This is a genomic window from Priestia megaterium NBRC 15308 = ATCC 14581 (assembly GCF_000832985.1).
Classification (GTDB): Bacteria; Bacillota; Bacilli; order Bacillales; family Bacillaceae_H; genus Priestia; species Priestia megaterium.
Map to the genome: position 1 here is coordinate 3263906 of NZ_CP009920.1, position 22972 is coordinate 3286877.

At 34.3% G+C, this 22972-nt stretch carries 21 protein-coding genes; all 21 read left to right on the forward strand.

Annotation, left to right across the window (positions count from 1 at the left end; translation table 11 throughout):
• Positions 1-179: 179 nt before the first annotated feature.
• The 21 genes from galU to BG04_RS17180 all read left to right on the forward strand — a co-directional run bounded on the left by galU (position 180) and on the right by BG04_RS17180 (position 22957).
• Positions 180-1073: a UTP--glucose-1-phosphate uridylyltransferase GalU gene (gene galU / locus BG04_RS17080; protein WP_034653775.1), complete on the forward strand. Its 894-nt coding sequence runs from the start codon at positions 180-182 to the stop codon at positions 1071-1073.
• A 71-nt stretch (positions 1074-1144) separates the two neighbouring features.
• On the forward strand, positions 1145-1783 hold the full coding sequence (locus tag BG04_RS17085; protein WP_230586622.1) for a sugar transferase: 639 nt from the start codon (positions 1145-1147) through the stop codon (positions 1781-1783).
• A gap of 24 nt (positions 1784-1807) precedes the next feature.
• The gene (fcl, locus tag BG04_RS17090; protein ID WP_034653772.1) at positions 1808-2749 is read left to right on the forward strand and encodes a GDP-L-fucose synthase; all 942 of its coding nucleotides are present in this window, start codon (positions 1808-1810) and stop codon (positions 2747-2749) included.
• A gap of 58 nt (positions 2750-2807) precedes the next feature.
• Entirely contained in the window at positions 2808-3887 is a 1080-nt protein-coding gene (gene gmd / locus BG04_RS17095; protein WP_034653770.1) for a GDP-mannose 4,6-dehydratase, read from the forward strand.
• A 133-nt stretch (positions 3888-4020) separates the two neighbouring features.
• Positions 4021-5286, forward strand: a complete 1266-nt coding sequence (locus tag BG04_RS17100) for a glycosyltransferase family 4 protein (RefSeq protein ID WP_034653765.1) — start codon at positions 4021-4023, stop codon at positions 5284-5286.
• A 34-nt stretch (positions 5287-5320) separates the two neighbouring features.
• A complete protein-coding gene (locus BG04_RS17105) occupies positions 5321-5878 on the forward strand; it encodes an acyltransferase (RefSeq protein ID WP_051975628.1) in 558 nt (185 codons plus the stop codon).
• Positions 5879-5889: 11 nt separating this feature from the next.
• Positions 5890-6996 carry an acyltransferase family protein gene (locus tag BG04_RS17110; protein WP_034653761.1) on the forward strand — a complete coding sequence of 369 codons (1107 nt, stop codon included), beginning with the start codon at positions 5890-5892 and terminating at the stop codon, positions 6994-6996.
• Positions 6959-7867, forward strand: a complete 909-nt coding sequence (locus tag BG04_RS17115) for a glycosyltransferase family 2 protein (protein ID WP_034653759.1) — start codon at positions 6959-6961, stop codon at positions 7865-7867. Before BG04_RS17110 ends, BG04_RS17115 begins: the two co-directional genes overlap by 38 nt.
• A gap of 28 nt (positions 7868-7895) precedes the next feature.
• Positions 7896-9038: a glycosyltransferase family 4 protein gene (locus BG04_RS17120; RefSeq protein ID WP_034653757.1), complete on the forward strand. Its 1143-nt coding sequence runs from the start codon at positions 7896-7898 to the stop codon at positions 9036-9038.
• A gap of 103 nt (positions 9039-9141) precedes the next feature.
• Complete coding sequence (locus tag BG04_RS17125; protein ID WP_051975627.1) at positions 9142-9930, forward strand: glycosyltransferase family 2 protein; 789 nt, start codon at positions 9142-9144, stop codon at positions 9928-9930.
• A gap of 3 nt (positions 9931-9933) precedes the next feature.
• On the forward strand, positions 9934-10521 hold the full coding sequence (locus BG04_RS17130; RefSeq protein WP_051975626.1) for an acyltransferase: 588 nt from the start codon (positions 9934-9936) through the stop codon (positions 10519-10521).
• 308 nt (positions 10522-10829) lie between these two features.
• Positions 10830-12101 (forward strand): O-antigen polymerase, encoded by a 1272-nt coding sequence (locus tag BG04_RS17135; RefSeq protein WP_034653756.1) that lies wholly within the window; start codon positions 10830-10832, stop codon positions 12099-12101.
• Positions 12102-12386: 285 nt separating this feature from the next.
• Entirely contained in the window at positions 12387-13550 is a 1164-nt protein-coding gene (locus BG04_RS17140; protein ID WP_034653754.1) for a glycosyltransferase family 4 protein, read from the forward strand.
• Between the two features lie 53 nt (positions 13551-13603).
• Positions 13604-15046: a flippase gene (locus tag BG04_RS17145; RefSeq protein ID WP_034653751.1), complete on the forward strand. Its 1443-nt coding sequence runs from the start codon at positions 13604-13606 to the stop codon at positions 15044-15046.
• Positions 15047-15165: 119 nt separating this feature from the next.
• Complete coding sequence (locus BG04_RS17150) at positions 15166-16488, forward strand: UDP-glucose dehydrogenase family protein (protein WP_034653749.1); 1323 nt, start codon at positions 15166-15168, stop codon at positions 16486-16488.
• Between the two features lie 85 nt (positions 16489-16573).
• Positions 16574-17962 (forward strand): sugar phosphate nucleotidyltransferase, encoded by a 1389-nt coding sequence (locus BG04_RS17155; protein WP_034653746.1) that lies wholly within the window; start codon positions 16574-16576, stop codon positions 17960-17962.
• A gap of 67 nt (positions 17963-18029) precedes the next feature.
• Positions 18030-19109: a glycosyltransferase gene (locus BG04_RS17160; RefSeq protein ID WP_051975625.1), complete on the forward strand. Its 1080-nt coding sequence runs from the start codon at positions 18030-18032 to the stop codon at positions 19107-19109.
• A 20-nt stretch (positions 19110-19129) separates the two neighbouring features.
• Positions 19130-20140, forward strand: coding sequence for a mannose-6-phosphate isomerase, class I (gene manA, locus BG04_RS17165; RefSeq protein ID WP_034653745.1), 1011 nt, complete (start codon positions 19130-19132; stop codon positions 20138-20140).
• Positions 20141-20343: 203 nt separating this feature from the next.
• The gene (locus BG04_RS17170) at positions 20344-21096 is read left to right on the forward strand and encodes a YveK family protein (protein WP_034653743.1); all 753 of its coding nucleotides are present in this window, start codon (positions 20344-20346) and stop codon (positions 21094-21096) included.
• Positions 21086-21796 carry a CpsD/CapB family tyrosine-protein kinase gene (locus tag BG04_RS17175; RefSeq protein ID WP_034653741.1) on the forward strand — a complete coding sequence of 237 codons (711 nt, stop codon included), beginning with the start codon at positions 21086-21088 and terminating at the stop codon, positions 21794-21796. The genes BG04_RS17170 and BG04_RS17175 overlap by 11 nt, the downstream gene beginning before the upstream one ends.
• A gap of 393 nt (positions 21797-22189) precedes the next feature.
• A complete protein-coding gene (locus tag BG04_RS17180; RefSeq protein ID WP_034653739.1) occupies positions 22190-22957 on the forward strand; it encodes a tyrosine-protein phosphatase in 768 nt (255 codons plus the stop codon).
• The last annotated feature ends 15 nt before the right edge of the window (positions 22958-22972 follow it).

The following is a 22972-nucleotide window of genomic DNA, read 5'->3' on the forward strand; positions in this document are numbered from 1 at the left end:
CGGCTGCACTGTGGGTAGAAAACTACCTTAGACACGTTTGTTGTCAGGAGTGTGGTGTGAGGTGGGGTTAAATGCCCCAATTAATTTATAAGCACTTACGAATGCGCTGTTGCTGCAGCTTGTTCGTAAGTGCTTACAAAAAGTATATATAAATAGGAAGAAACAAGGAGTGAATGAGGATGAAAAAAATTAAAAAAGCTATTATTCCAGCTGCTGGACTCGGCACTCGTTTTTTACCAGCAACGAAAGCAATGCCAAAAGAAATGCTTCCAATCGTTGATAAACCAACTATTCAATATATCGTCGAAGAAGCGGTTCAATCGGGTATTGAAGACATCATCATCGTAACGGGCAAAGGAAAACGCGCGATTGAAGATCATTTTGATTATGCTCCAGAACTTGAAAATAATTTAGTTGAAAAAGAAAAATTCGATATTTTAGAAAAAGTGCGTCAATCCTCAAATGTTGATATTCACTATATCCGTCAAAAAGAACCAAAAGGATTAGGTCACGCTGTATGGTGTGCTCGTAACTTTATCGGCGATGAACCATTTGCCGTGTTGTTAGGCGATGATATTGTCCAAGCAGAAACACCTTGTCTTCGTCAATTAATGAATGAATATGAACAAACTCTTTCGTCCGTAATAGGCGTGCAAACGGTTTCTGAAAATCAAACGCATCGCTATGGCATCGTAGATCCAATTTCAAACGACGGCCGCCGTCACCAAGTGAATACATTTGTAGAAAAACCAGCCGCGGGTACAGCTCCTTCGAATCTAGCAATCATGGGGCGCTACGTCTTCACTCCTGAAATCTTTAAATTTTTAGAAGAACAAGAAGTCGGAGCAGGCGGTGAAATTCAATTAACCGATGCTATTCAAAAGCTAAATGAAATTCAGCGTGTATTTGCGTATGACTTTGAAGGCAAGCGCTATGATGTAGGAGAAAAGCTAGGATTTATTCAGACAACTATTGAATTTGCTCTTCAACATGAGGATTTACGAGATAATTTATTAACAATTATGGAAGATTTATTGAAAAAAGAAACGAAGAAGCCGGTAGAAATAGAGTAGAATAGAAGGAGTGAGTTGCGTTGCCATCAATTGCTGAACCTAAAACGGAAACTTCTATTCAACAAACACAAGTGGTACAAAAGAAAGTTCAGCCTAATAATCAAGCCGGGTACCTTTTGGCGAAGAGATGTGTAGATATAGCAGGAGCAATCGTCGGTTTACTTGTTTTGTTTGTTGTTTTTCTTATTGTTGGTCTTTTAATAAAGCTCGAAGACCCGAAAGGTTCAATTTTCTTTTCTCAAAAAAGAGTGGGGAAAAATGGTGAAGAATTTAATATGTACAAATTTCGTTCCATGGTTTCAGATGCCGAAGCAAAATTAGCTGCATTGCTTGAACAAAATGAAGCTACGGGTGCGATGTTTAAAATGAAAAATGATCCGCGTATCACGAAAATAGGGAGATTCATCAGGAAAACTAGTATTGATGAACTGCCTCAGTTAATCAACGTCTTAAAAGGCGATATGAGTCTAGTAGGTCCACGGCCGCCGCTTGTAAGAGAAGTAATCGAGTATACAGAATATCAAATGCAAAGATTGCTTGTCACTCCTGGCTGTACAGGACTATGGCAAGTAAGCGGAAGAAGTAACGTAGGGTTTGAAGAAATGGTCGAATTAGATTTAACATACATAACAACACGTTCCCTAACGGCCGATATTAAAATTATATGCCGAACTATTTTTATGCTGTTTGGCTCGAAAAATGCTTATTAAATCAAGGAAAGCTGGTGTCTTAAAATGAACAAAAATTCGAAAATTTACGTAGCTGGTCATAGAGGTCTCGTCGGTTCAGCTATCGTACGAAAACTACAAGAAAAAGGCTATAGCAATCTAGTGTATCGCACAAGCGCTGAGCTAGATTTAAGAGACAAGCCGACAGTAGACGCATTCTTTGCTGAAGAAAAGCCAGAATTTGTTTTCTTAGCAGCCGCTAAAGTAGGTGGTATTGTGGCAAACAATGAATATCCAGCGGAATTTATTCACGATAACTTATTGATTCAATCAAATATTATTGATGCAGCATATCGCAATGATGTAGAGAAACTATTATTCCTAGGAAGTACATGTATTTATCCAAAATTAGCGCCTCAGCCATTAAAAGAAGAATACTTACTAACAGGTGAGCTGGAGCCAACAAACGAACCGTATGCAATTGCTAAAATTGCTGGAATCAAAATGTGTGAATCCTATAACCGTCAGTACGGAACAAAATATATCTCGGCAATGCCTACTAACCTTTACGGTCCAAACGACAATTTTGACCTTCATACATCACACGTTCTTCCTGCACTGCTTCGTAAGTTCCATGAAGCGAAAGAAAGCAATGCGCCGTTTGTTGAAATGTGGGGAACAGGCACACCAAAACGTGAATTTCTATATTCAGATGACCTAGCAGATGCGTGCGTATTCTTAATGAATACATATGAAGGCAATGAAATCGTTAATATCGGTGTGGGAGAAGATATTACGATTAAAGAACTTGGCGAAAAAGTAAAAGCAGTTGTTGGTTATGAAGGAAATATTCAGTTTGATACGTCAAAACCAGACGGAACGCCTCGTAAACTAGTAGACGTAACAAAATTGAACAGTCTTGGCTGGAAAGCAGAAACAGCTTTAGAAGACGGTCTTCAAAAAGCGTATCAGTGGTTTTTAGATAACGAACTAGCTGCAGCAAAATAATTAAAAACTTCAATTAAATTAAATACTAAAATAACAGTTGATATATATGGAGGATACGATGAAAACAGCATTAATTACAGGTGTAACAGGACAAGATGGATCATACTTAGCAGAACTTTTACTAGAAAAAGGCTATGAAGTGCACGGACTAATTCGCCGCAGCTCTTCTTATAACCAAGAGCGTCTAGAAGATCTTTTAACAGAAGAAGCAGCGAGCGCATTATTAAACAACTCAAACTTCCACCTTCACTATGGTGACGTAACAGATGCATTAAATGTTACTCGTATTATTGGTGACATTCAGCCAGATGAAATTTACAATCTAGCTGCACAGTCACATGTACGTGTGTCTTTTGATATGCCTGGATATACATTAGATGTTGATGCAAAAGGTACGTTAAACATTCTTGAAGCTGTACGTATTTTAGGGTTAACAGATAAAACACGTGTGTACCAAGCTTCTACATCTGAACTGTACGGAAAAGTTCAAGAAGTACCACAAAAGGAAACAACACCTTTCTACCCTCGTTCTCCATATGGCGTAGCGAAAATTTACGGCTTTTGGATTACAAAGAACTACCGTGAATCTTATAGCATGTTTGCAGTAAACGGTATTTTATTTAACCATGAATCAGAGCGCCGCGGCGAAACGTTCGTAACACGTAAAATTACGCTTGCTGCTTCACGTATCGCGCAAGGCAAGCAGCAAAAATTAACGCTTGGAAACTTAGACTCTTTACGTGACTGGGGTTACGCAAAAGACTATGTAGAATGCATGTGGTTAATTCTTCAACACGATAAACCTGAAGATTTTGTTATTGCGACTGGTGAAATGCACTCAGTACGTGAATTTGTACAGCTTGCATTCAAACATACAGGCATTGAAATTGAGTGGAGCGGTGAAGGTCTAGAAGAAAAAGGAACAAATAAAGCAACGGGTGAAGTGATCGTAGAAATCGATCCTAAGTTCTTCCGTCCTGCAGAAGTGGATCAATTGTTAGGTGATCCAACTAAAGCCAAGACTTTATTAAAGTGGAACCCCACTAAGACTTCGTTTGAAGAATTAGTTCGCATTATGGTGGAAGCGGACATGAAGAAGGTTGAAAGCGAAGAGAAGATTAAGGTGATGTTTGATTAATAATAGTAGCTTACCTTTTTCCGAAATATAGGAGGATGGCTTGCTGAGTTAAATACTTAGCAAGTTATTTTTGTTTTTGTTAATGTACGAAAGCAGTAAAAAATATAAATTATAATAGGAAAGAGATTGATTAATGGTTGTAAAATCGAAAACGGAAAAGAGAAAACTTCTAATATACGCACATTACTATACACCTGATGTAGCGTCTACAGGTCAATTATTAAAAGAATTAGCAGAAGGTATGCTTGAAGAGTTTGATATAACAGTTATATGTGTTGTGCCTTCTTACACAGGGAAGGTATCTCCTGAATATAAAGTGAAAATGTTCCATAAAGAAGTAATTAATGATGTAAATATTCTTCGAATTCGCGTTCCAGAGTTTTCTAAAAGCAATAAAATTAGCCGAGTTAAAAATATTCTTGCCTATTTCTTTGGGGCTGTAGTAGCTACTTTTAAAGTTGGAAAAATGGACTATGTTTATTCTATTTCTCAGCCACCTATACTTGGAGGTCTATTAGGAGTATGGGGGAAATGGATGAAACGAGCAAAGTATATCTACAATATTCAAGACTTCAATCCAGAACAAACGATGGCGGTTGGATACAGCAAAAATAAATTTGTTTTAAAAATGATGATGAGTTTTGATAAATTTAGCTGTAAACAAGCCGATAAAGTAATTGTAGTAGGTCGAGATATGGTTGAAACGCTAAAAAAGAGATTTAAATACAAGAGAGTGCCAAGCTATGCTTTTATTAACAACTGGACGAATGAAAAAGAAATTTATCCTTTACCATCTAATCACGAAAAAGTAGTAGCTTTTAAAAAGAAGTATGGTTTGGAAGGGAAATTTGTAGTGATGTATTCAGGTAACTTGGGTCTTTACTATGACCTAGAAAACCTGATGAATGTTATTAATAAGTTCAAACATCGTGACGATGTTGTTTTTGCATTTATAGGGGAAGGTTCTATTAAAGAAAAACTTGTCTCTTATAAAGAAAATCATGATTTAGATAACGTCAAATTCATTCCATATCAAGATAAAGCTGATTTAGTTTACAGCTTAAACGCAGGCGATGTTCACTGGTGCTTAAATGCAAAAGGTATTAAAGGCGTATCGGTTCCGAGTAAATTATATGGAATTATTGCAGCAGGTAAGCCAATTATCGGCGCTTTAGAAGAGAATTCAGAAGCTAGATTGATAATAGAAGATACTAAGTGTGGTTACGTAACGGAACCAGGAAACTACGAAGAAATTGAAAATATTATTAATACTTTTCTGAATGAAAAAGAAAGTAATGTACTAGCTGGAATGAGTGAACGTGGAAGGGATTATTTAGTAAGTAATTTAACAAAAGATGTCTCTGTACACAAATATATCGGAGAAATTAAATCTTCATAATTGATGATTAATATCTAGAAAGGATATCTATAGAATGAATAGCAATTGGTTTAAGCTATTAATGAAAGCTATGAAAATCGACTATGGGAAAAACCTTTTGTTAAAAGGTGTACCTGTAATCTTTAATAAAAAAGGAGCGACCCTAAAAATAGGAAGAAATGTCGTAATAAAATCTTCGTTTTTATCAAATTTAGTAGGCCTTTACCAACGAACGATTATTGTAACTAGAACATCAGAAGCAGAAATACACATTGGTGACAATGTTGGAATGTCTGGTGCGACTATTTATGCTAGAAAATCAGTTAAGATTGGAAAGAACACTCATATTGGTGGAAACGCAAAGATTTTAGATAATGATTTCCATCCTTTAGAAATTGAGGCACGTAATGCTGATAATAAAGAGAAGATTGGTACACGACCAGTTGTTATAGGAGAGAACTGTTTTATTGGATGTAACTCTTTAATATTAAAGGGAACTGTACTAGAAGATGGATGTGTTGTAGGTGCGGGAGCAGTAGTATCAGGATATTTTGAAAAAAATAGTATTATCGCTGGCAATCCTGCGAGATTAATTAAAAAAGTACAATCCTAGGAGATAGGGATATGGCGAAATTTACATTTTTTACTTTAGTATTAGCATTTTTTTATTTAGGATTCTTTTTAAAAAAGAATAATAGAATTCAAAAATATAGATTAATGGATAGGAATCATACGACTGTTCTTAAATCACTAGCTATATTAATGGTAGTTTGGGGACATGTTGGAGCAACATTAGGAGTATCCAATATACAATTTATCGGGGGAGTAGGTGTTTCTCTTTTCCTAATCTGCTCTGGGTATGGGTTATTTACTTCCTATAAAATAAACAAAGAAAAATATGGTGAAGCGGATGCTCTAAAAGATTATTGGAAAAAGAAGATTATTAAAGTAATAATTCCATACTGGATTGTCGAACTTATAGGCTTAGGAGTAACACACAAATGGGACATTGGTGTAGTAATTAAAGATTTATTTTTTATTACACCAGCCACTCCATATGGCTGGTACATGCAATATTTAATTATTTGTTATATTTTATTTTGGGCGGTAACGAAATTAAAAGTTTATATTTTAATTTCAAAATATAATTTTCATTATTATTTAATTGCTGGTTTCTTATTATGGTTTGTAACAGAAAGTTTATTTTTTGCCAATCCTGATATGCCATTTCTAAAGGCAAGACAAATGTTTTCATTTCCTTTAGGAGTTTTATTAAGCTTGTATATAGATCGTATCGTTGAAATTTTGTCTAGTAAAAAAGTTACTGTATATTTTATGTTAATAGGAATGTTTGGCTTATTTGTAACTGTTTTTAGTCAATTAAGTCTAGTAAAGAAATTACCTTATTTAATTTCAAATACTATATCCTTATTTACTGTCTTACCTATAGCACTTAGTATCATAGTAATTACTATGGCTGTACCATTTATATTTCAAAATCAATTCTTATATCAAACGGGTAAATATTCATATGAACTGTATTTAATTCATGCTTTTAGTTTAGATTTAATTGATAAATCTATAATTAACCTATTAGAGTTTATACTTGTAACATTAATATTAGTAATCGGTTTGTCTAAATTGCAGAAAATAATAAAGATTAAAGTTACATCTAATTTGGATAGGAGGAAATATGGTAGATTTAACGGTGGTTATCCTTACAAAGAATGAAGAAAAAAACTTAAGGAAGTGTATAGAGTCTTTTAGGGGAATCGCGAGTAGGTTTGTAATTGTTGATAGCTTTAGTACAGATGAAACGGAAAAGCTTTGTAGCGAACTAAACCAAGAATTGCAAAAAATCGGTAGTTCCTTAGACTTTTATCAAAATAAATGGGTGGATTATGCGACTCAATTAAATTGGGGACTAACTCAAACTAATATTACTACACAGTGGTCTATGCGAATGGATGCGGATGAAGAGTTGTTAGAAGAGTTAGCATTAGAAATTGATCAAAATTTACCTAAACTAAGTGAAGATATTAACGGTGTTGTACTTCGTAGAAGAGTCTACTTTATGGGGCGCTGGATTAAGCATGGCGGTAGATATCCTGAACTGTTGTTAAGAATTTTTAAAACAGGAAAAGCAATGTGTGAACAAAAAATTATGGATGAGCACATGATTTTATCTGAAGGAAAAACAATTCAGTTTAAAAATGATTTAATGGATAACAATACAAAAGATCTAGAATGGTGGACGAACAAACATAATTGGTACAGTAATCGTGAAGTTCTAGATCATCAATTGACAATGGAAAAAGCATTTGAAAGTAATAACTCATTAGAAAGCGGTCAGTCTACTAAACAAGCAAAAGGGAAACGTATTGTAAAAAATAAGGGATACTATAGGGTACCAAAATTCTTTCGTGCTCATTTGTATTTTATTTACCGATATTATATAAGGTTGGGATTTCTTGATGGTCCAGAAGGGAAGATTTTTCATTTTCTTCAAGCTTATTGGTATCGTTTTTTGGTGGATGCGAAGATGTATGAGTGTGAAAAGTATGATAAAAAAATGAAACAAGTGGAAGATTTAAAAGCTTAATTACCATTATTAAAAAAGGAGCAATACCATGAGTAAGGGCAAGAAAAATATATTAATTATTATGGGAAGGTACTTGCCAGGATACAAAGACGGCGGTCCAGTTAGATCTATCAAAAATCTCATTGACTTTATAGGTGATGAGTATAATTTTCACATTCTTACTTGTGATCGTGATCATGGTGATGTAGAGCCTTATCCTAATATTAAAGTAAATGAGTGGAATCAAGTGGGCAAAGCAAAAGTTTTCTATGTTCCTCCTAAAGGTTTTACTTTTAAAGTTATTAAAACTTTAGCTAAACAAGTGGACCTATTATATATTTGTGGATGCTTTAATGATTATGCAGTTCATACGCTCATTTTAAAACGATTAGGGTTTATAAAAAAGCCCGTTGTTGTAGCGGCCATGGGGCTTTTCTCCCCAATGGAATTTCAGCTAAAATATAAAAAGAAAAAAATATTTACTACAATATTCAATTCACTGGGATTATTTAAAAATATCTATTGGTCCGCAACTTCTCCTATGGAAATCGATGAAATCGCTCAACAAATTAAAATACATGATAATTTCTTTATAGCGGAAGACCTCCCTAGAAAAGTAGATGGCACTTCTATAAAAAAACATAAAGAAGCTGGAAGCTTACGAGTAGTGTGGATTTCAAGAATAGCACCTAAGAAAAATTTGCTAGGAACTATTCAAATATTAAAAAGTGTTCGATCGCAAGTGGAATTTACAATTTATGGACCGAAACATGTAGAGGATTATTGGGAGAAATGTGAAAAAGAACTGAAATCTCTTCCCAAAAATATAGATTGGTCTTGGAAAGGAAATATTGAATCTGAGAAAGTAGTTGAAAATTTAAAACCTTATCATTTATTTTTATTTCCAACTTTGGGAGAAAACTATGGCCATGTTATCCAAGAAGCGTTGTCTGCCGGATGCCTTTGTATAGTAAGTGACCAAACGCCTTGGAGTGACTTAGATTTACATGAGGCAGGTTTTGTATTTCCATTAGATAACCTTGAGTTGTATGTTAAAGCTTTGGAGTCCTATGCCGATATGGATGAAAAAGAATTTCAAAATGTTTCTCGAAAAGCTAAACAATATGCATTAATAAAAAATATAGAAAAAATAGATAATAATGGTTATAGGGAAATGTTTAATACACTATAGCAATAAATCTAACCATCTTAATGTAATTATTAAATACAGTAAATGAGGATATTGTTTTCAAATAATTCATTAAATAAATTAATAATGAGAAAAGAGCAGTAATATGAAAATTTCAATAATTACAATCACTTATAATAGTGAAAAGACATTGGAGGAAACTATTCAAAGTATCCAGGCCCAAAACTATCCAAATTTAGAGTATCTAATTATAGATGGAGGCTCAACCGATAATACTTTGAATATTATAAAAAAATATAAAAATGTGGTTACTAAGTGGATTAGTGAACCTGATAAAGGAATTAGTGATGCATTTAATAAAGGCATTAAAATGGCAACAGGTGAAATTATAGGGATAATAAATTCAGATGACATGCTTGCTCCTAATGCTCTAAACACTGTAGTTAAAGATATAGAAGACAATACAGACGTATTATACGGTAATGCAATTATGTTTGGTAACGGAGAAAAGTATAGATATAAATCGGAAAGTGATTTAACAGGTTTTAACAAAAGGTTTCCTATAGTACATCCAACTGTATTCGTAAGAAAAAGATGTTATGAAAAACATGGACTATTTAATATTAATTATAGGTGCAGTATGGACTATGAATTATTAATTCGCATGTATGATAACTCTGCCACTTTTCAATATTTGGATAAAGATTTGGCCTTTATGCGCCTAGGCGGTGAAAACCAAAAAAACTATATTAAAGTTACAACACGGGAATGTAAACAGATTTCAATAAATCATGGCTTATCAAACTTTCAAGCTAGTTTAATCAGAAGTAGATCCATAGCCAGATTTCTAATTGCGAAGTTCATAAGGAAAACACCATTTGCTAATTTTATTAGAAAATTTATACATTCTAATAAAACTGAATTAGATATATGAGGGGTGTTAGAAATTAGAAAGCTACTTAAAGAACTAAGGTTTTTACCATCTAAACTTCGTAATTATATTGTTTTTCGCATGAAATACGTCGATATAGGAAATAAAGTAAAAGTCCGTGGATCAATCAAAATAATAGGAAGAGGGAAAATTACTATAAAAGATGGAACTGTAATTAATTCGTCTCCTTATGCCAACCCAGTAGGTGGAAAGCAGCAAACTGTATTTTATGTAATTAATAATGCAAGTTTAATAATAGGAGAAAACTCTGGATTGTCTAACTCCACTATATGTTGTAGTAATAGTATAATTATTGGTGATAACGTCAAAATTGGTGGTGGATGTGAAATATATGACACGGATTTTCATTCATTAGATTACTTGAAAAGAAGGAAAATACTTGATGATTCAATAAAGTCTTCTCCTATAAAAATTGGTAATGATGTCTTTATTGGAGCAAATAGTTTAATTTTAAAAGGCGTAGAAATTGGAGATTGTTCTATAATCGGGGCAGGTTCTGTGATAACTAAGTCTGTTCCTAAAAATGAAATATGGGCAGGGAATCCAGCACGGTTTATAAGGAAAATAAACTAATTTATTTTTAAATGATTAAAAGAAACAATTTCATGCACATGGTAAACGAAACGGATTATGGGCTATATAATATATTAGATTTTTTATTGTGCTTATCATAACCTTAAATTAGATGGGCTTATTCAATAGTATTATTCTTAAACATTTTTAATTAAATAATTGTGAGATTAAACTCTTATCTTTTTATTTATAGAATGTGAAATGAAATTTAATGAGTATTGATACACACTCTGGGTTATCGTAAAGATCGGTAGGTTTAATTCATATTTTTAAAGTTCTTTTGAAATAGTAAGTAGGTGGCATAGTAAATGATTTCTGATAAAAGTTTAAATAAGATATTTCAACTATTTATGATTACTACTTATGGATTTGGCTTTTATTATAATAATCTATTTAGAATAGGTAACTTATTTCCTTCTGATCTTATTCTTGTTATGTTGTTAATAGCACTTTTTGCAAAGAAATTTGCTAAAGGTGATGATAGAATCAAAAAGAAAGTGGTTATAATTTACTTTATTCTAATATCGATGTTATTGATGGGGCTGTTTTCATCTGCATCGATAGGTAATATTTTCAGGGACTTTAAAATATTTATTTATTTTTTTGTACCTTATTCATATTTGAAATATATTAAAAATAATTATTCTTTTCAAAAAAGTAACTTAATACTTTTTGCAGTGCTTATCATAACCTCATTATTTTTAAATTGGGTTAATTTCCTAAAGACAGGTTCTGTTAATCTAGAAAATTACGGGATCATCCAAAGGACATTCGGAATTGGATTAACGTTTAGTTCAGCTGTCGTCTTATCTAGTTTTATTGCAGTTTACAAAGATAGATTTGTTAAAAAAGCTGGAACAATAACATATTATATTTTACAGGTGTTTTTTTTATTTTCAATTATAGTATCTTTTACTCGTACTCTATGGATTACTTATTTATTGGTACATAGTCTAAGAATCATTTTTATCAGTTGGAGAAAAATTAAATTAACCTTGTTAAAAGATTTGCTAATTATTTTTCTTTTGGTACTTGCCTTTACTTGTATTTTAAATAATTTAAAACAAAGTGAGAATCTTTATTACAAGGCAATAACGCACAGAATAGACGAAATACAAATTATGACACCTGATGATAATGACACGTTGTCATATCGTTTAAATGATGTATCTTCTGCATTTTATAAGCTTTACTCACCAAGAATCATATTTGGATATGGTTTTGGCGACACTCGTGCAACTTATGGATACAATGCGATGGAGTTAGGTAACGAAGAATTTAATACGGAGAGTTCATTCTTTTACTATATTTGGAAATATGGTATAATATTCGCATTTTATTTGTTTATTAAGGTAATAAGAAAACTGTATGTCTTATTCAATGGCACAACCAAAGCTTCAAAAATGATGTCTATTTTCCTAATTGTTCATATGCTTATAGGTTCAATGTCTGGTAACCTTAATAACGTTTATAGTATTGCAATATTTGCATTCTATATAGGCGCAAACCTTGAATTAATCTTTTCAAATAAGAAGAAAAACATATTTAATAAAAACCTAAATATTCTAAAAATCGGCTGATTGCTTGTACTTTTTATAATATTCACTTTCAAAACAGAAAATTTGTTTATGTGATGACATAGCGTTAACTAAAAATATAAATTTATTAACGAGGGGAATTAATAGATTATCAATCATGTAGTCAGGAAAAAATTGGTGTTCCGAGCAATTTGTTTTATTTTATTTTCGGAAATTAGAAGTGACGTTACAAAAGGTTAATTTATATAAATTTTATATCTAATTAAAGATTACAATATTGTATAAGAAATTAATTATGATATATAAAGAAAGTAGAGTTTTTAATATATGAAAAACAAACTAAAAATACTATATATTCATCACGGTGCCAGTCAAGGAGGAGCGCCTAGAAGTTTAAGTTTTCTTATCGAAAAATTGGATAAGAAAATTTTTGAACCAATCGTTATTTGTATGAGTGATAAAAGGAATATTGAATTATTTGAAAAAGTGGGAGCAAGGGTTATTTTTGATGATAGGTTAGGAGCTTTTCATGGGAGTGAAGTTACTGGTATGAGTTTAGGTTTATTTTATCATAATATTAAGACTATCATACCAACTTATAAGTATATTAAGAAGTATATTCGTAATATTCAACCCGACATAGTTCATTTGAATTCCACTTGTTTATTTATTGCAGCTAGAGCTATCAAAAAATACAATAGTCATATCCCAGTTGTTTGTCATGTGCGAGAGCCTTTATTAAACAATATGTTTGGAGACATACTAAAGATTATGAATCGCAAATATGTTAATTTCTTCATAGCAATAGATAAATTTGATGCCAAAACGATTGATGTTTCTAATGATAAATTAGAAGTCATTTATAATTTTGTAGACATGAATGTCTACAACTCTGACATATTATCAGACGATTTACGCAAAGAGTTTAATATTAGAGAGAATAGCTTGATTTTCTTATCTTTAGCTAGGGTTATTCCACAGAATGGAGTTAAAGAAGCAATTGAGGCAATTAGAGATCACATAGACGAGGAGGATCAGTTACATTTTTTCTTTGTAGGAGATAACCTTGAAGATAACTCAAAGTATGCTGTTGAAATTAGAGAAGAAGCTAGTATGTTAGATCATGTCCACATCTTACCTTTTCGGGACGATGTAGTGCAGCTTATAGCAAGTGCAGATGTTATGGTAGCTCCATTTACTCGCCCCCACTTTGCAAGATCTATAATTGAAGCTGCTTCCATGGGAAAACCTTCTATTGGTACTGACATTGGTGGTCCTCAAGAGCTTATAGTTGATAAAAAAACGGGTTTATTGTTTAACGTAAATGAATTCCTTGAATTTATAGAATGTTGTAAAAGAATGAAAAATAAAGAGCTTCGTCTACAGATGGGAGAGAATGCCAAGGAATTCGCAAAAGAGAACTTTAGTGCAGATACAAATGTCAATAAAACTATCCAAGTTTATTATAAATTATTAAAAGGAAGTATCTAGAACCAGTACGATACGGTTTTATTTAATAAAATTATGGTTATCGGAGATTAATTATGGAAAGTGTAAGAAAAAATTATATTTATAGTTTAATTTATCAACTATTGTCAATGGGATTGCCATTATTAACGACTCCTTATTTATCTAGAATATTGGGACCCGAAAAAATAGGTGTATATTCTTTCACGTATTCAATAGCAACGTACTTTATCTTATTTGCCATGTTAGGTGTTAATAATTATGGGAATCGAAGTTGTGCAGTTGTGAGAGATAATAGAAAAAAGTTAAGTGAAACATTCAGTGAAATATACGTATTACAATGTATATTTGCTTGCTTAAGTATTAGTGTGTATGTTCTTTACATTATTATTCTAAGTGAAGCTAACACTGTAGTGGCTTGGATTCAGTTAATGGTCGTTATCTCTGCGCTATTTGATGTTAACTGGCTCTACTTTGGTCTAGAACGATTCAAAATTGTAGTTAATAGAAATATAGCTGTAAAGCTAGTTACTGTTATTTTAATATTCTTATTTGTTAAGTCGCCTAATGATATTTGGAAATATACTATAATTATGGCTTCTAGTTCGTTATTTAGTCAAATTGTGATTTGGGCTTTTTTAAATAAACATGTCTCTTTCACTCGACCTAAGATAAGCAAGGTTCTCCTACACGTTAAGCCTAATCTAATGCTATTTATCCCAGTAATAGCTGTGAGTCTATATAAAACTATGGATAAAATCATGATTGGTACTTTAAGTGGAATGACACAGACTGGTTTATTTGATAATACTGAAAAAATGATTAATATGCCTTTAGGAATAATAACTGCTTTAGGAACAGTAATGTTACCTCGAATGGCAAATCTTGTTGCGAAAAATAATTTAGAAAAAACGAAGATATATCTTACCAATTCTATGTTATTTGTCATGTTTTTAAGTATTGGAATGACATTTGGTATTGCGGGGATTGCAGAAACGTTTGTTCCTTTGTTCTTAGGTGAAGGATTTGTAGATTGTATTCAATTACTAGTATATATAGCTCCAACAATAATTTTTTATTCATGGGCTAATGTTATAAGAACTCAGCATTTAATACCGAATAAAAAAGATAGATCATATATATTGTCAGTATTATCTGGGGCTGTTATAAATTTAGCTGTAAACTTCTTATTAATACCTAAATATGGCGCACTAGGTGCAGTTATAGGAACTGTAGCAGCAGAGGCTACTGTTTGTATTATGCAAACTGTAGTTGTTCGTAAAGAAATAGAAATATATAAATTTTTTATGAATAGCTTACCATTTTTAGTATTTGGGTTTATTATGTATCAAGTAATAGAGATCATAGGAAAATTATCCTTAGGAGAAATGCTTGTTGTTTTTTTACAAATTCTATCAGGGACTTTAGTATATGTTTTTCTATCAATATTATTTTTACGTTTTGTACACAAAAATCTATTTTATGGAGTTTATAGTAGCTTATTCAGAAAGCAGATGTAACAATGCTTCCTCTGTTTCATAATTTACTATTTAATTTCAATTGGACTTAAATAATAGTTATAAAGAAATTTTTATTCAATTATTTTACGAATGACAAACTAAATAAAAGGTGGGATAAAATGAAAATATCAGTAGCTGGAACAGGATATGTAGGCTTAGTCACGGGGGTCTGTCTCGCAGAAAATGATCATGATGTTACTTGTGTAGACATAGAAAGTCATAAGGTAGCATTAATGAAATCCGGTATTTCACCTATCTATGAACCGGGCCTTGAAGAGTTAATGAACAATAATATGGATCGTTTGCACTTTACAACTGATTATAAGGCAGCTTATAAAGATGCAGATGTTATTTTTATAGGTGTTGGGACGCCAGAAAAATCGGATGGTTCAGCTAATCTAAGCTATGTGTATGGAGTAGCCGAGCAAATTGCAGCTAGCATTGAAAAAGATTGTGTGGTAGTAGTGAAATCAACAGTTCCAATTGGTACAAACGATAAAATTGAGAATTTAATTAAATCTCAGTTAAAACATGATGTAAAGGTGTATGTTGCTTCAAACCCAGAATTTTTATCACAGGGAACGGCTGTAAAAGATACATTGCATACTTCTCGAATCGTAATTGGAGTAGAAGAAGAAGTTGCTGGTGAAAGATTAAAAGAAGTATATAAAAACTTTGATGCTCCAATTGTCGTAACCAATAGAAAAAGTGCTGAAATGATTAAGTATGCATCTAATGATTTCTTAGCGTTAAAAATATCGTTTATTAATGAAATTGCGAATCTGTGTGAAATTATTGGTGCAGATATTGAAGACGTGGCGCGTGGCATGGGACACGATAGTCGTATTGGAAATAAGTTTTTAAATGCAGGAATTGGCTACGGCGGATCTTGTTTTCCTAAGGACACTAAAGCATTGCATTGGTTAGCGAATTTCCATGATTATGAGTTAAAAACAGTAAAGGCTGCGATTGATGTAAATGAAAATCAAAAGCTTAAGCTTATCAAAAAATCCCGTAAGTATTTTGATAATTTAAAAGGATTAAATGTAGCTGTGCTTGGTCTAACATTCAAGCCAGGAACGGATGACTTACGAGAAGCACCTACGCTTGTGAATATCCCGCTTATGTTAGAAGACGGAGCGAATGTTAGGGCTTGGGATCCAATTGGTATTGATAACTTTAAGAAAGTGCATCCAGAAGACGTCACGTATTGTTATTCAATTGAAGAAACACTGAAAGATGCGGATGTTTGCTTTATCTTTACAGAATGGGATCAAGTAAAACACTTTGATTTAGCAAATTACAGCAAACTAATGAAAAATCCAATTGTCATTGATGGTAGGAACTGTTACGACTTAGAAAGCGTAAAAAGTGCAACTATGGTGTACGACTCTATTGGAAGAGAGACGATTCATAACTTAGAGGTTTCATTAATTCAATGATGTAAGTCTCAGATAAAATCAATTTAAAATAAACTAAACGCAAGAGCTGCAAAGAAGCAGGTCTTTTTTTATTGGAGGGAAATAAATGAAACTTGTATTGTTATCGGGTGGATCTGGTAAGCGTCTATGGCCGTTATCAAATGATACGCGTTCGAAGCAGTTTTTAAAGGTATTAGAAGGACGAGATGGACAGAAAGAGTCAATGGTTCAGCGCGTCTGGAGTCAAATTGAAGCGGTTGGGTTAAATGAGTCAACGGTTATTGCGACGTCTAAGCTTCAGCGTGATATGATTACAGGTCAGGTTGGCACCGATATTCCGTTGATTATTGAACCTGAGCGCCGCGATACGTTTCCAGCGATTGCTTTAGCTGCTTCATATCTTCATTCCGAAGAGCAAGCATCTGAAGATGAAATCGTTGTGGTGTTGCCAGTTGACCCTTATGTGGAAGACGGATTTTTTGAACGGGTAAAAGATTTAGAAAGTGTGCTTCGTGATTCAAAAGCGGATTTAGCGTTAATGGGTGTTACACCTACGTATCCTTCATCTAAGTACGGGTACATCGTGCCGGAAGGAAAGGTACAAGGGGACAGTTATTTTACAGTGGATTGTTTTACAGAAAAGCCGAGTGAAGAAGCAGCTGTTGGATTAATTAATCAGCGTGCGCTTTGGAACTGCGGCGTTTTTGCGTTTCGTTTAGGTTATTTGCTTCAAATTTTACAAGAGAAAAAACTTCCACTTCAATTTGAAACGCTACATAAAGAATATGCAACATTGCCTAAAATTAGTTTTGACTATGAAGTGGTGGAAAAGGCAAGTCATATTGTCGCGCTTCCGTATGATGGGTACTGGAAAGATCTTGGTACATGGAATACGTTAACGGAAGAAATGGCGACATCTCAAATTGGAAAAGGTGTATTAACGGACGACTCAGCTAATACGCATTTAGTGAATGAATTAGATATTCCGGTTACGGTATTAGGCGTAAAAGATGTAGTTGTTGCCGCTAGTCCAGATGGGATCTTAGTTGCGGATAAAGCATCTAGTCCTAAGATTAAAGAAATTATTGGCGACTGGAACTACCCTCCAATGTATGAAGAACGTCTTTGGGGCTGGTCACGCGTGTTAGATTATGCAAAGTATGATGAAGAAACTGAAATGGTGACAAAACGTATTCATATTTCAAAAGGAAAGAACTCGACGTATCACTATCATAATTTACGTGATGAAGTATGGACGATTGTACGTGGAGAAGGAGAGCTTGCGCTTGATGACTACATTCGCCGCGTAAAAGCAGGGGATATTATTCACTTGCCGGCTGGCAAAAAGCACGGAATTCATGCGTTAACCGACCTTGAATTTATTGAAGTACAAACGGGAAAAGTGATTTCAAATGAAGATAGTATTCGCCTTATTTATGACTGGAATGATGTGATCAAGCAATTCCAATCATCAAGACCGCAGGTGATTTTATAAAAAGTAGAAGCTTAGATACAGTAAAAGCTTCTATTTTTTTATGTAACTAATGAGGAGGTGCTTCTGGTTGAAAACAATTGCCTATTACATTTCAGACTACGGATATGGCCACGCGACTAGAAGCACGGCCATTATTCGTCAATTATTAAAGCAAAATGAAGAAATAGAAATTATTATTTGTCATTCATTTGCGATTGAGTTTCTCAGACAATCTTTTAGATATGAACGTCGTGTGAGGTTTCGAGAGATTTTAACGGATGTCGGCTACGTGCTAAAAGAAAATTCACTAGAACCAGACGCTGATTTGTTGAATCGTCAAGTTGCTTCTTATGTATCAAGCTTTCATACGAAGCTTATGTATGAGAAGCACTTTATGAAAGTAGCCAACGTTTCATTCGTGATTTCGGATATTTCTCCGTTAGGGATCGCAGGTGCCTATCTATTAAAATTGCCTTCTTTAGGAATATCAAATTTCACTTGGTTTACAGCATACGAAGGGTTAATTGGAGAGCTATCGCTGGAATTTTTAGAAAAACGTTATAAGCAGATGACGTATCAGTTTTCGCTAGCATGTAGTGATGAGCCACATTGGGGTATCAAAGAAAATCAAAGCTTTGGTTTTTATTCAAGAGAAATAAACGATTCTGAAGTACAGCGTATTCGTAAAGAGATTGATCCTGAAGGTGAGAGTTACATCATCTACTTCGGTCTGGGTATGAAAGTAGATATTGGAACGTTGTCGGACTTGCCTATTTGGCAAAGTCCAAACTGCAAGTTTATCGTTTCATCGAATGTTGATGTTACTCATCCCAATGTTTATAAAATTCCTCAAGATGAAACAGAAACGCAGCACTATGTAGCAGCAGCTGATCTTGGTTTAACAAAAGCAGGCTGGGGCACGATTAGTGAAGCGGTTTGCGCTGGTGTGCCGCTGTTGATTACAAATCGCAGCAGCATGAAAGAAGATCGTCATACGATTGATTATTTAGTTCGTCATCAGCTATGCGACTTAATAGAGTGGAAAGAGTTAGAAGGTTTAGTAGTAACTCCTTCGCTTATTGAGACATGCAGGCGGCAGCAAATCAATCGCTATAAAAATGAAGCGATGCATATCGCCGAAGAAATCAATAAAAAAATAAACAGTTAGTAAGGAGTTCATTCAAAACGATGAAAAAAGCACCTATTTTTTTAGCGCCTCTATTTCAAGAACGTATCTGGGGTGGAACGGAGTTGGAGAGTCAGTACGGGTATCGTATACCTTCTGCTCAGACGGGCGAGTGCTGGGCGATTTCAGCTCATCCAAACGGCCCGAATACAGTTCGAGAAGGTTATTATGCCGGCAAAACGCTAGGTGAGCTTTGGGATGAGCATCCAGAGATATTTGGGCATTTTAATAGTCCTTGCTTTCCGCTTTTAACAAAAATTTTAGATGCCAATGATGATTTATCCATTCAAGTGCATCCAGGTGATGAGTATGCACAGGAGTTCGAAAATGGTGAGCTCGGGAAAACAGAATGCTGGTATATCTTAGACTGTAAAGAAGATGCGACGATGATTTTTGGTCACCGTGCACAAAGTAAAGAAGAATTTATGCAGTTAGTAAACGAAGGTCACTGGAATGATTTATTGCAGCGTGTAAAAATCAAGCCCGGTGATTTTTTCTATGTTCCAAGCGGTACGCTGCATGCTCTTTGTGAAGGAACTCTCGTTCTTGAAACACAGCAAAGTTCAGATACAACGTATCGTGTGTATGACTATAATCGCCTCGGACAAGAAGGAAAGCTGCGAGAACTTCACTTAGAAAAAGCGATTGACGTGACAACCATTCCTCACACTGAATCACATATAGAGCCTATTAGTATTCAAGAAAAAGGCGGCACCATCACTACTTTTTTAGAAGAAGATTATTTTTCTGTCTACAAATGGGACATACAGTCTTCCCTTGAGCTAGTTCAAACGCAGCACTTTACACTAGGAAGCGTCATTGAAGGAAACGGAATGCTTTTGACAGAAGAAGGAGAGTTTCCGCTGCAAAAAGGAGATCATTTTATTTTGCCAAGTTCGATTGAAGCATTTACTTTAACAGGCCAGCTCGAAGTTATTGCTTCTCATCCAAATGAGAAGGTTAAACGTATATACGAAGCTGCAAATGTTGCTGGAGCTATGGCAAAAATCTAACGGACCGTGTAAGAACATAATAGGCCATTTATCATAAATGGTATAAATATTTTACATGCTATGCCGATATAAAGATAGAAAGAAAAAATAAGAACTGTCAATATGTCATTTAATTTACAAAAGAATATAGTAAAAGAATCTTTTGTCAACTATAATGAACAGTATATTGAATTTTTAGAAGTTACTAAGTTCGGAGGTCAACTATGGAAGAGACAATTAGTTTGCGAGAGTTGTTTGCAGTGCTTCGTAAGCGTCTTTGGCTTATTGTACTGATTACAATTATCGCTGCAACCGTAAGTGGAGTGATTAGCTTTTTTGTGCTAACGCCTGTGTACGAATCAAAGACACAAATTTTAGTCAATCAAGCGAAAAATGATCAGCAATTGTACAATACGCAAACCGTTCAAACGAACGTACAGCTGATTAACACGTACAATGATATTATTAAAAGTCCGGCTATCTTAGATAAAGTGATTAAAGAGCTAAAACTTGATACGTCCGCTCAATCCCTAAGCGGTCAAATTCAAGTAACAAACGCACAGGACTCGCAGGTAGCACAGATTGTCGTACAAGATACAAGTGCGAAGCGTGCGACTGATATTGCGAATACAACGGCTTCGGTTTTCAAAAAAGAAGTGCCTAAGATTATGAATGTGGATAATGTGAGCGTGCTGTCAAAAGCAACGCTTGGCGAAAGTGCAAGTCCGGTTAAGCCTCAGCCTCTTTTAAATATTGCGATTGCGGTCGTAGTTGGTTTGATGGTAGGTATCGGGTTGTCATTCTTACTTGAATACTTAGACAACACGTTAAAGACCGAGCAAGATATTGAAAATATTCTAGATCTTCCTGTGATTGGAATTGTGACGAACATTAAAGATGTACCTAAGCCATCAAACGTATCGCGACCAGATGTAGCTGCTCGCGTACCGCAAAGAGGTGAGACGTATGGCTCGTAAAAACAAAGCTCAAAAAAATGATAAAATGCTGACGTTAAAAAGACGTTTGCTTGCTCATAACAGTCCAAAAGATCCGGTAGCGGAACAGTACCGTACAATTCGTACAAATATTCAGTTCTCAAACGTTGATCAAGACATTAAAACGATTGTTGTCACATCAAGCGGTGCTGAAGAAGGGAAGTCCACAACAGCTTCTAATCTAGCAACGGTTTACGCACAGCAAGGTTTAAAGGTACTACTAATTGATGCTGATTTACGTAAACCAACGGGTCATTACACGTTCCGATTAGAAAACCATATTGGTCTTACGAATGTGTTAACTCGTCAATCTACGTTAGCGCAAGCGGTTCAAGAATCAGAAATTCCTCATCTTTCTGTTTTAACAAGCGGTCCTATTCCGCCAAATCCATCTGAACTGTTAGCATCTGCTCAGATGGCCGAACTGTTAAAAGAAATGAAAGAGCAGTTTGATATGATCATTTTTGATACGCCTCCGATTTTAGCTGTGGCTGATGCGCAGATTTTAGCGAATCAAGTAGACGGTACGATTTTAGTAGTCAGCAGCGGTAAAACAGAGAAAGACGCTGCGTTAAAATCGAAAGAGCTGTTAAGCAACGCGCAAGGCAAGCTGCTTGGGGTTGTGTTAAATAACCGAAAAGTAGAAGAAGGTAACTACTATTATTATTATGGTACCAATTAATCAAAGCCTCCTCGCTAGCATGTGCTAGCGAGGAGGCTTTTTGGCGTATTTTTATAGAAGAAACGTATAAGAAATTATGACTATTGTTATAAAAAAATTAAAATGTGAGATTTTTCATGGTTGAAGTATTTGTAAGGAATTAGTAAAAATTTGCTGTTTATTCATGTGCTTACATTATAGCTAAAAAGTAGGTTTTTCTCGATGAACAGCACATTTTAGGGCTTGTTTAGTAGTTCGAATGAAATGAATAGATGTATTCAGACTATTCTTAAATATTTACAGGGCGTTGGTTTGCAGATGTTTCGACAAAAAAAGACATAGAAATACATGTTATAATATGCTAACATAAGTATTGCTTTTATTAGGTCTTAAGAAGGATAGGGGTGAGAGTAGATGATTGACTTACATTGTCACATTTTGCCTGAAGTGGATGATGGTTCTGCAAGTAACGAGATGAGTATTGAAATGGCGAAGCGAGCCGTATCAGAAGGCATCACGGCAATTGTTGCCACGCCTCATCATCAGAATGGCAGATATCTCAATGAAAAAGAAGCTATTTTACAGAGTGTTGAACAGTTAAATAGTTTATTAGTTCGTGAAGGAGTGCCATTAACCATTTTACCTGGTCAAGAAAACCGTATTTACGGTGAACTCTTAGACGACTATAATCAAGGCAAAATTCTCACTTTAAATAATACGGGAAAATACTTGTTTGTTGAATTTCCTTCGAGCCAAGTCCCTCGATATGCGGAGCGGCTGCTGTTTGATATTCAATCACAGGGAATCATCCCTATTATTGTCCATCCAGAACGAAACAGTCGATTGTTAGAAGATCCTAATCTTCTCTATAACTTTATTAATAAAGGAGCATTAGCTCAAGTTACAGCTTCTAGCTTGGTTGGACACTTTGGAAAGAAAATAACGAAATTTTCTCACCAGTTAATAGACGCCAACCTCGTGCACTTTGTTTCCTCAGACGCCCATAATCTCCAGCATCGCTCTTTTCATATGCAAGATGCGATTGATGTGATTGAAAGTGAGCATGGAAGAGATTATTATTATATGTTTCTAGAAAACGCTCAATGTGTTGTCGACGGTACACAGTGTTACAAAGAATCTCCAGAAAAAATTATGCGGAAAAAGTTTCTAGGCATTTTTTAATGTATAGAGGGTAGA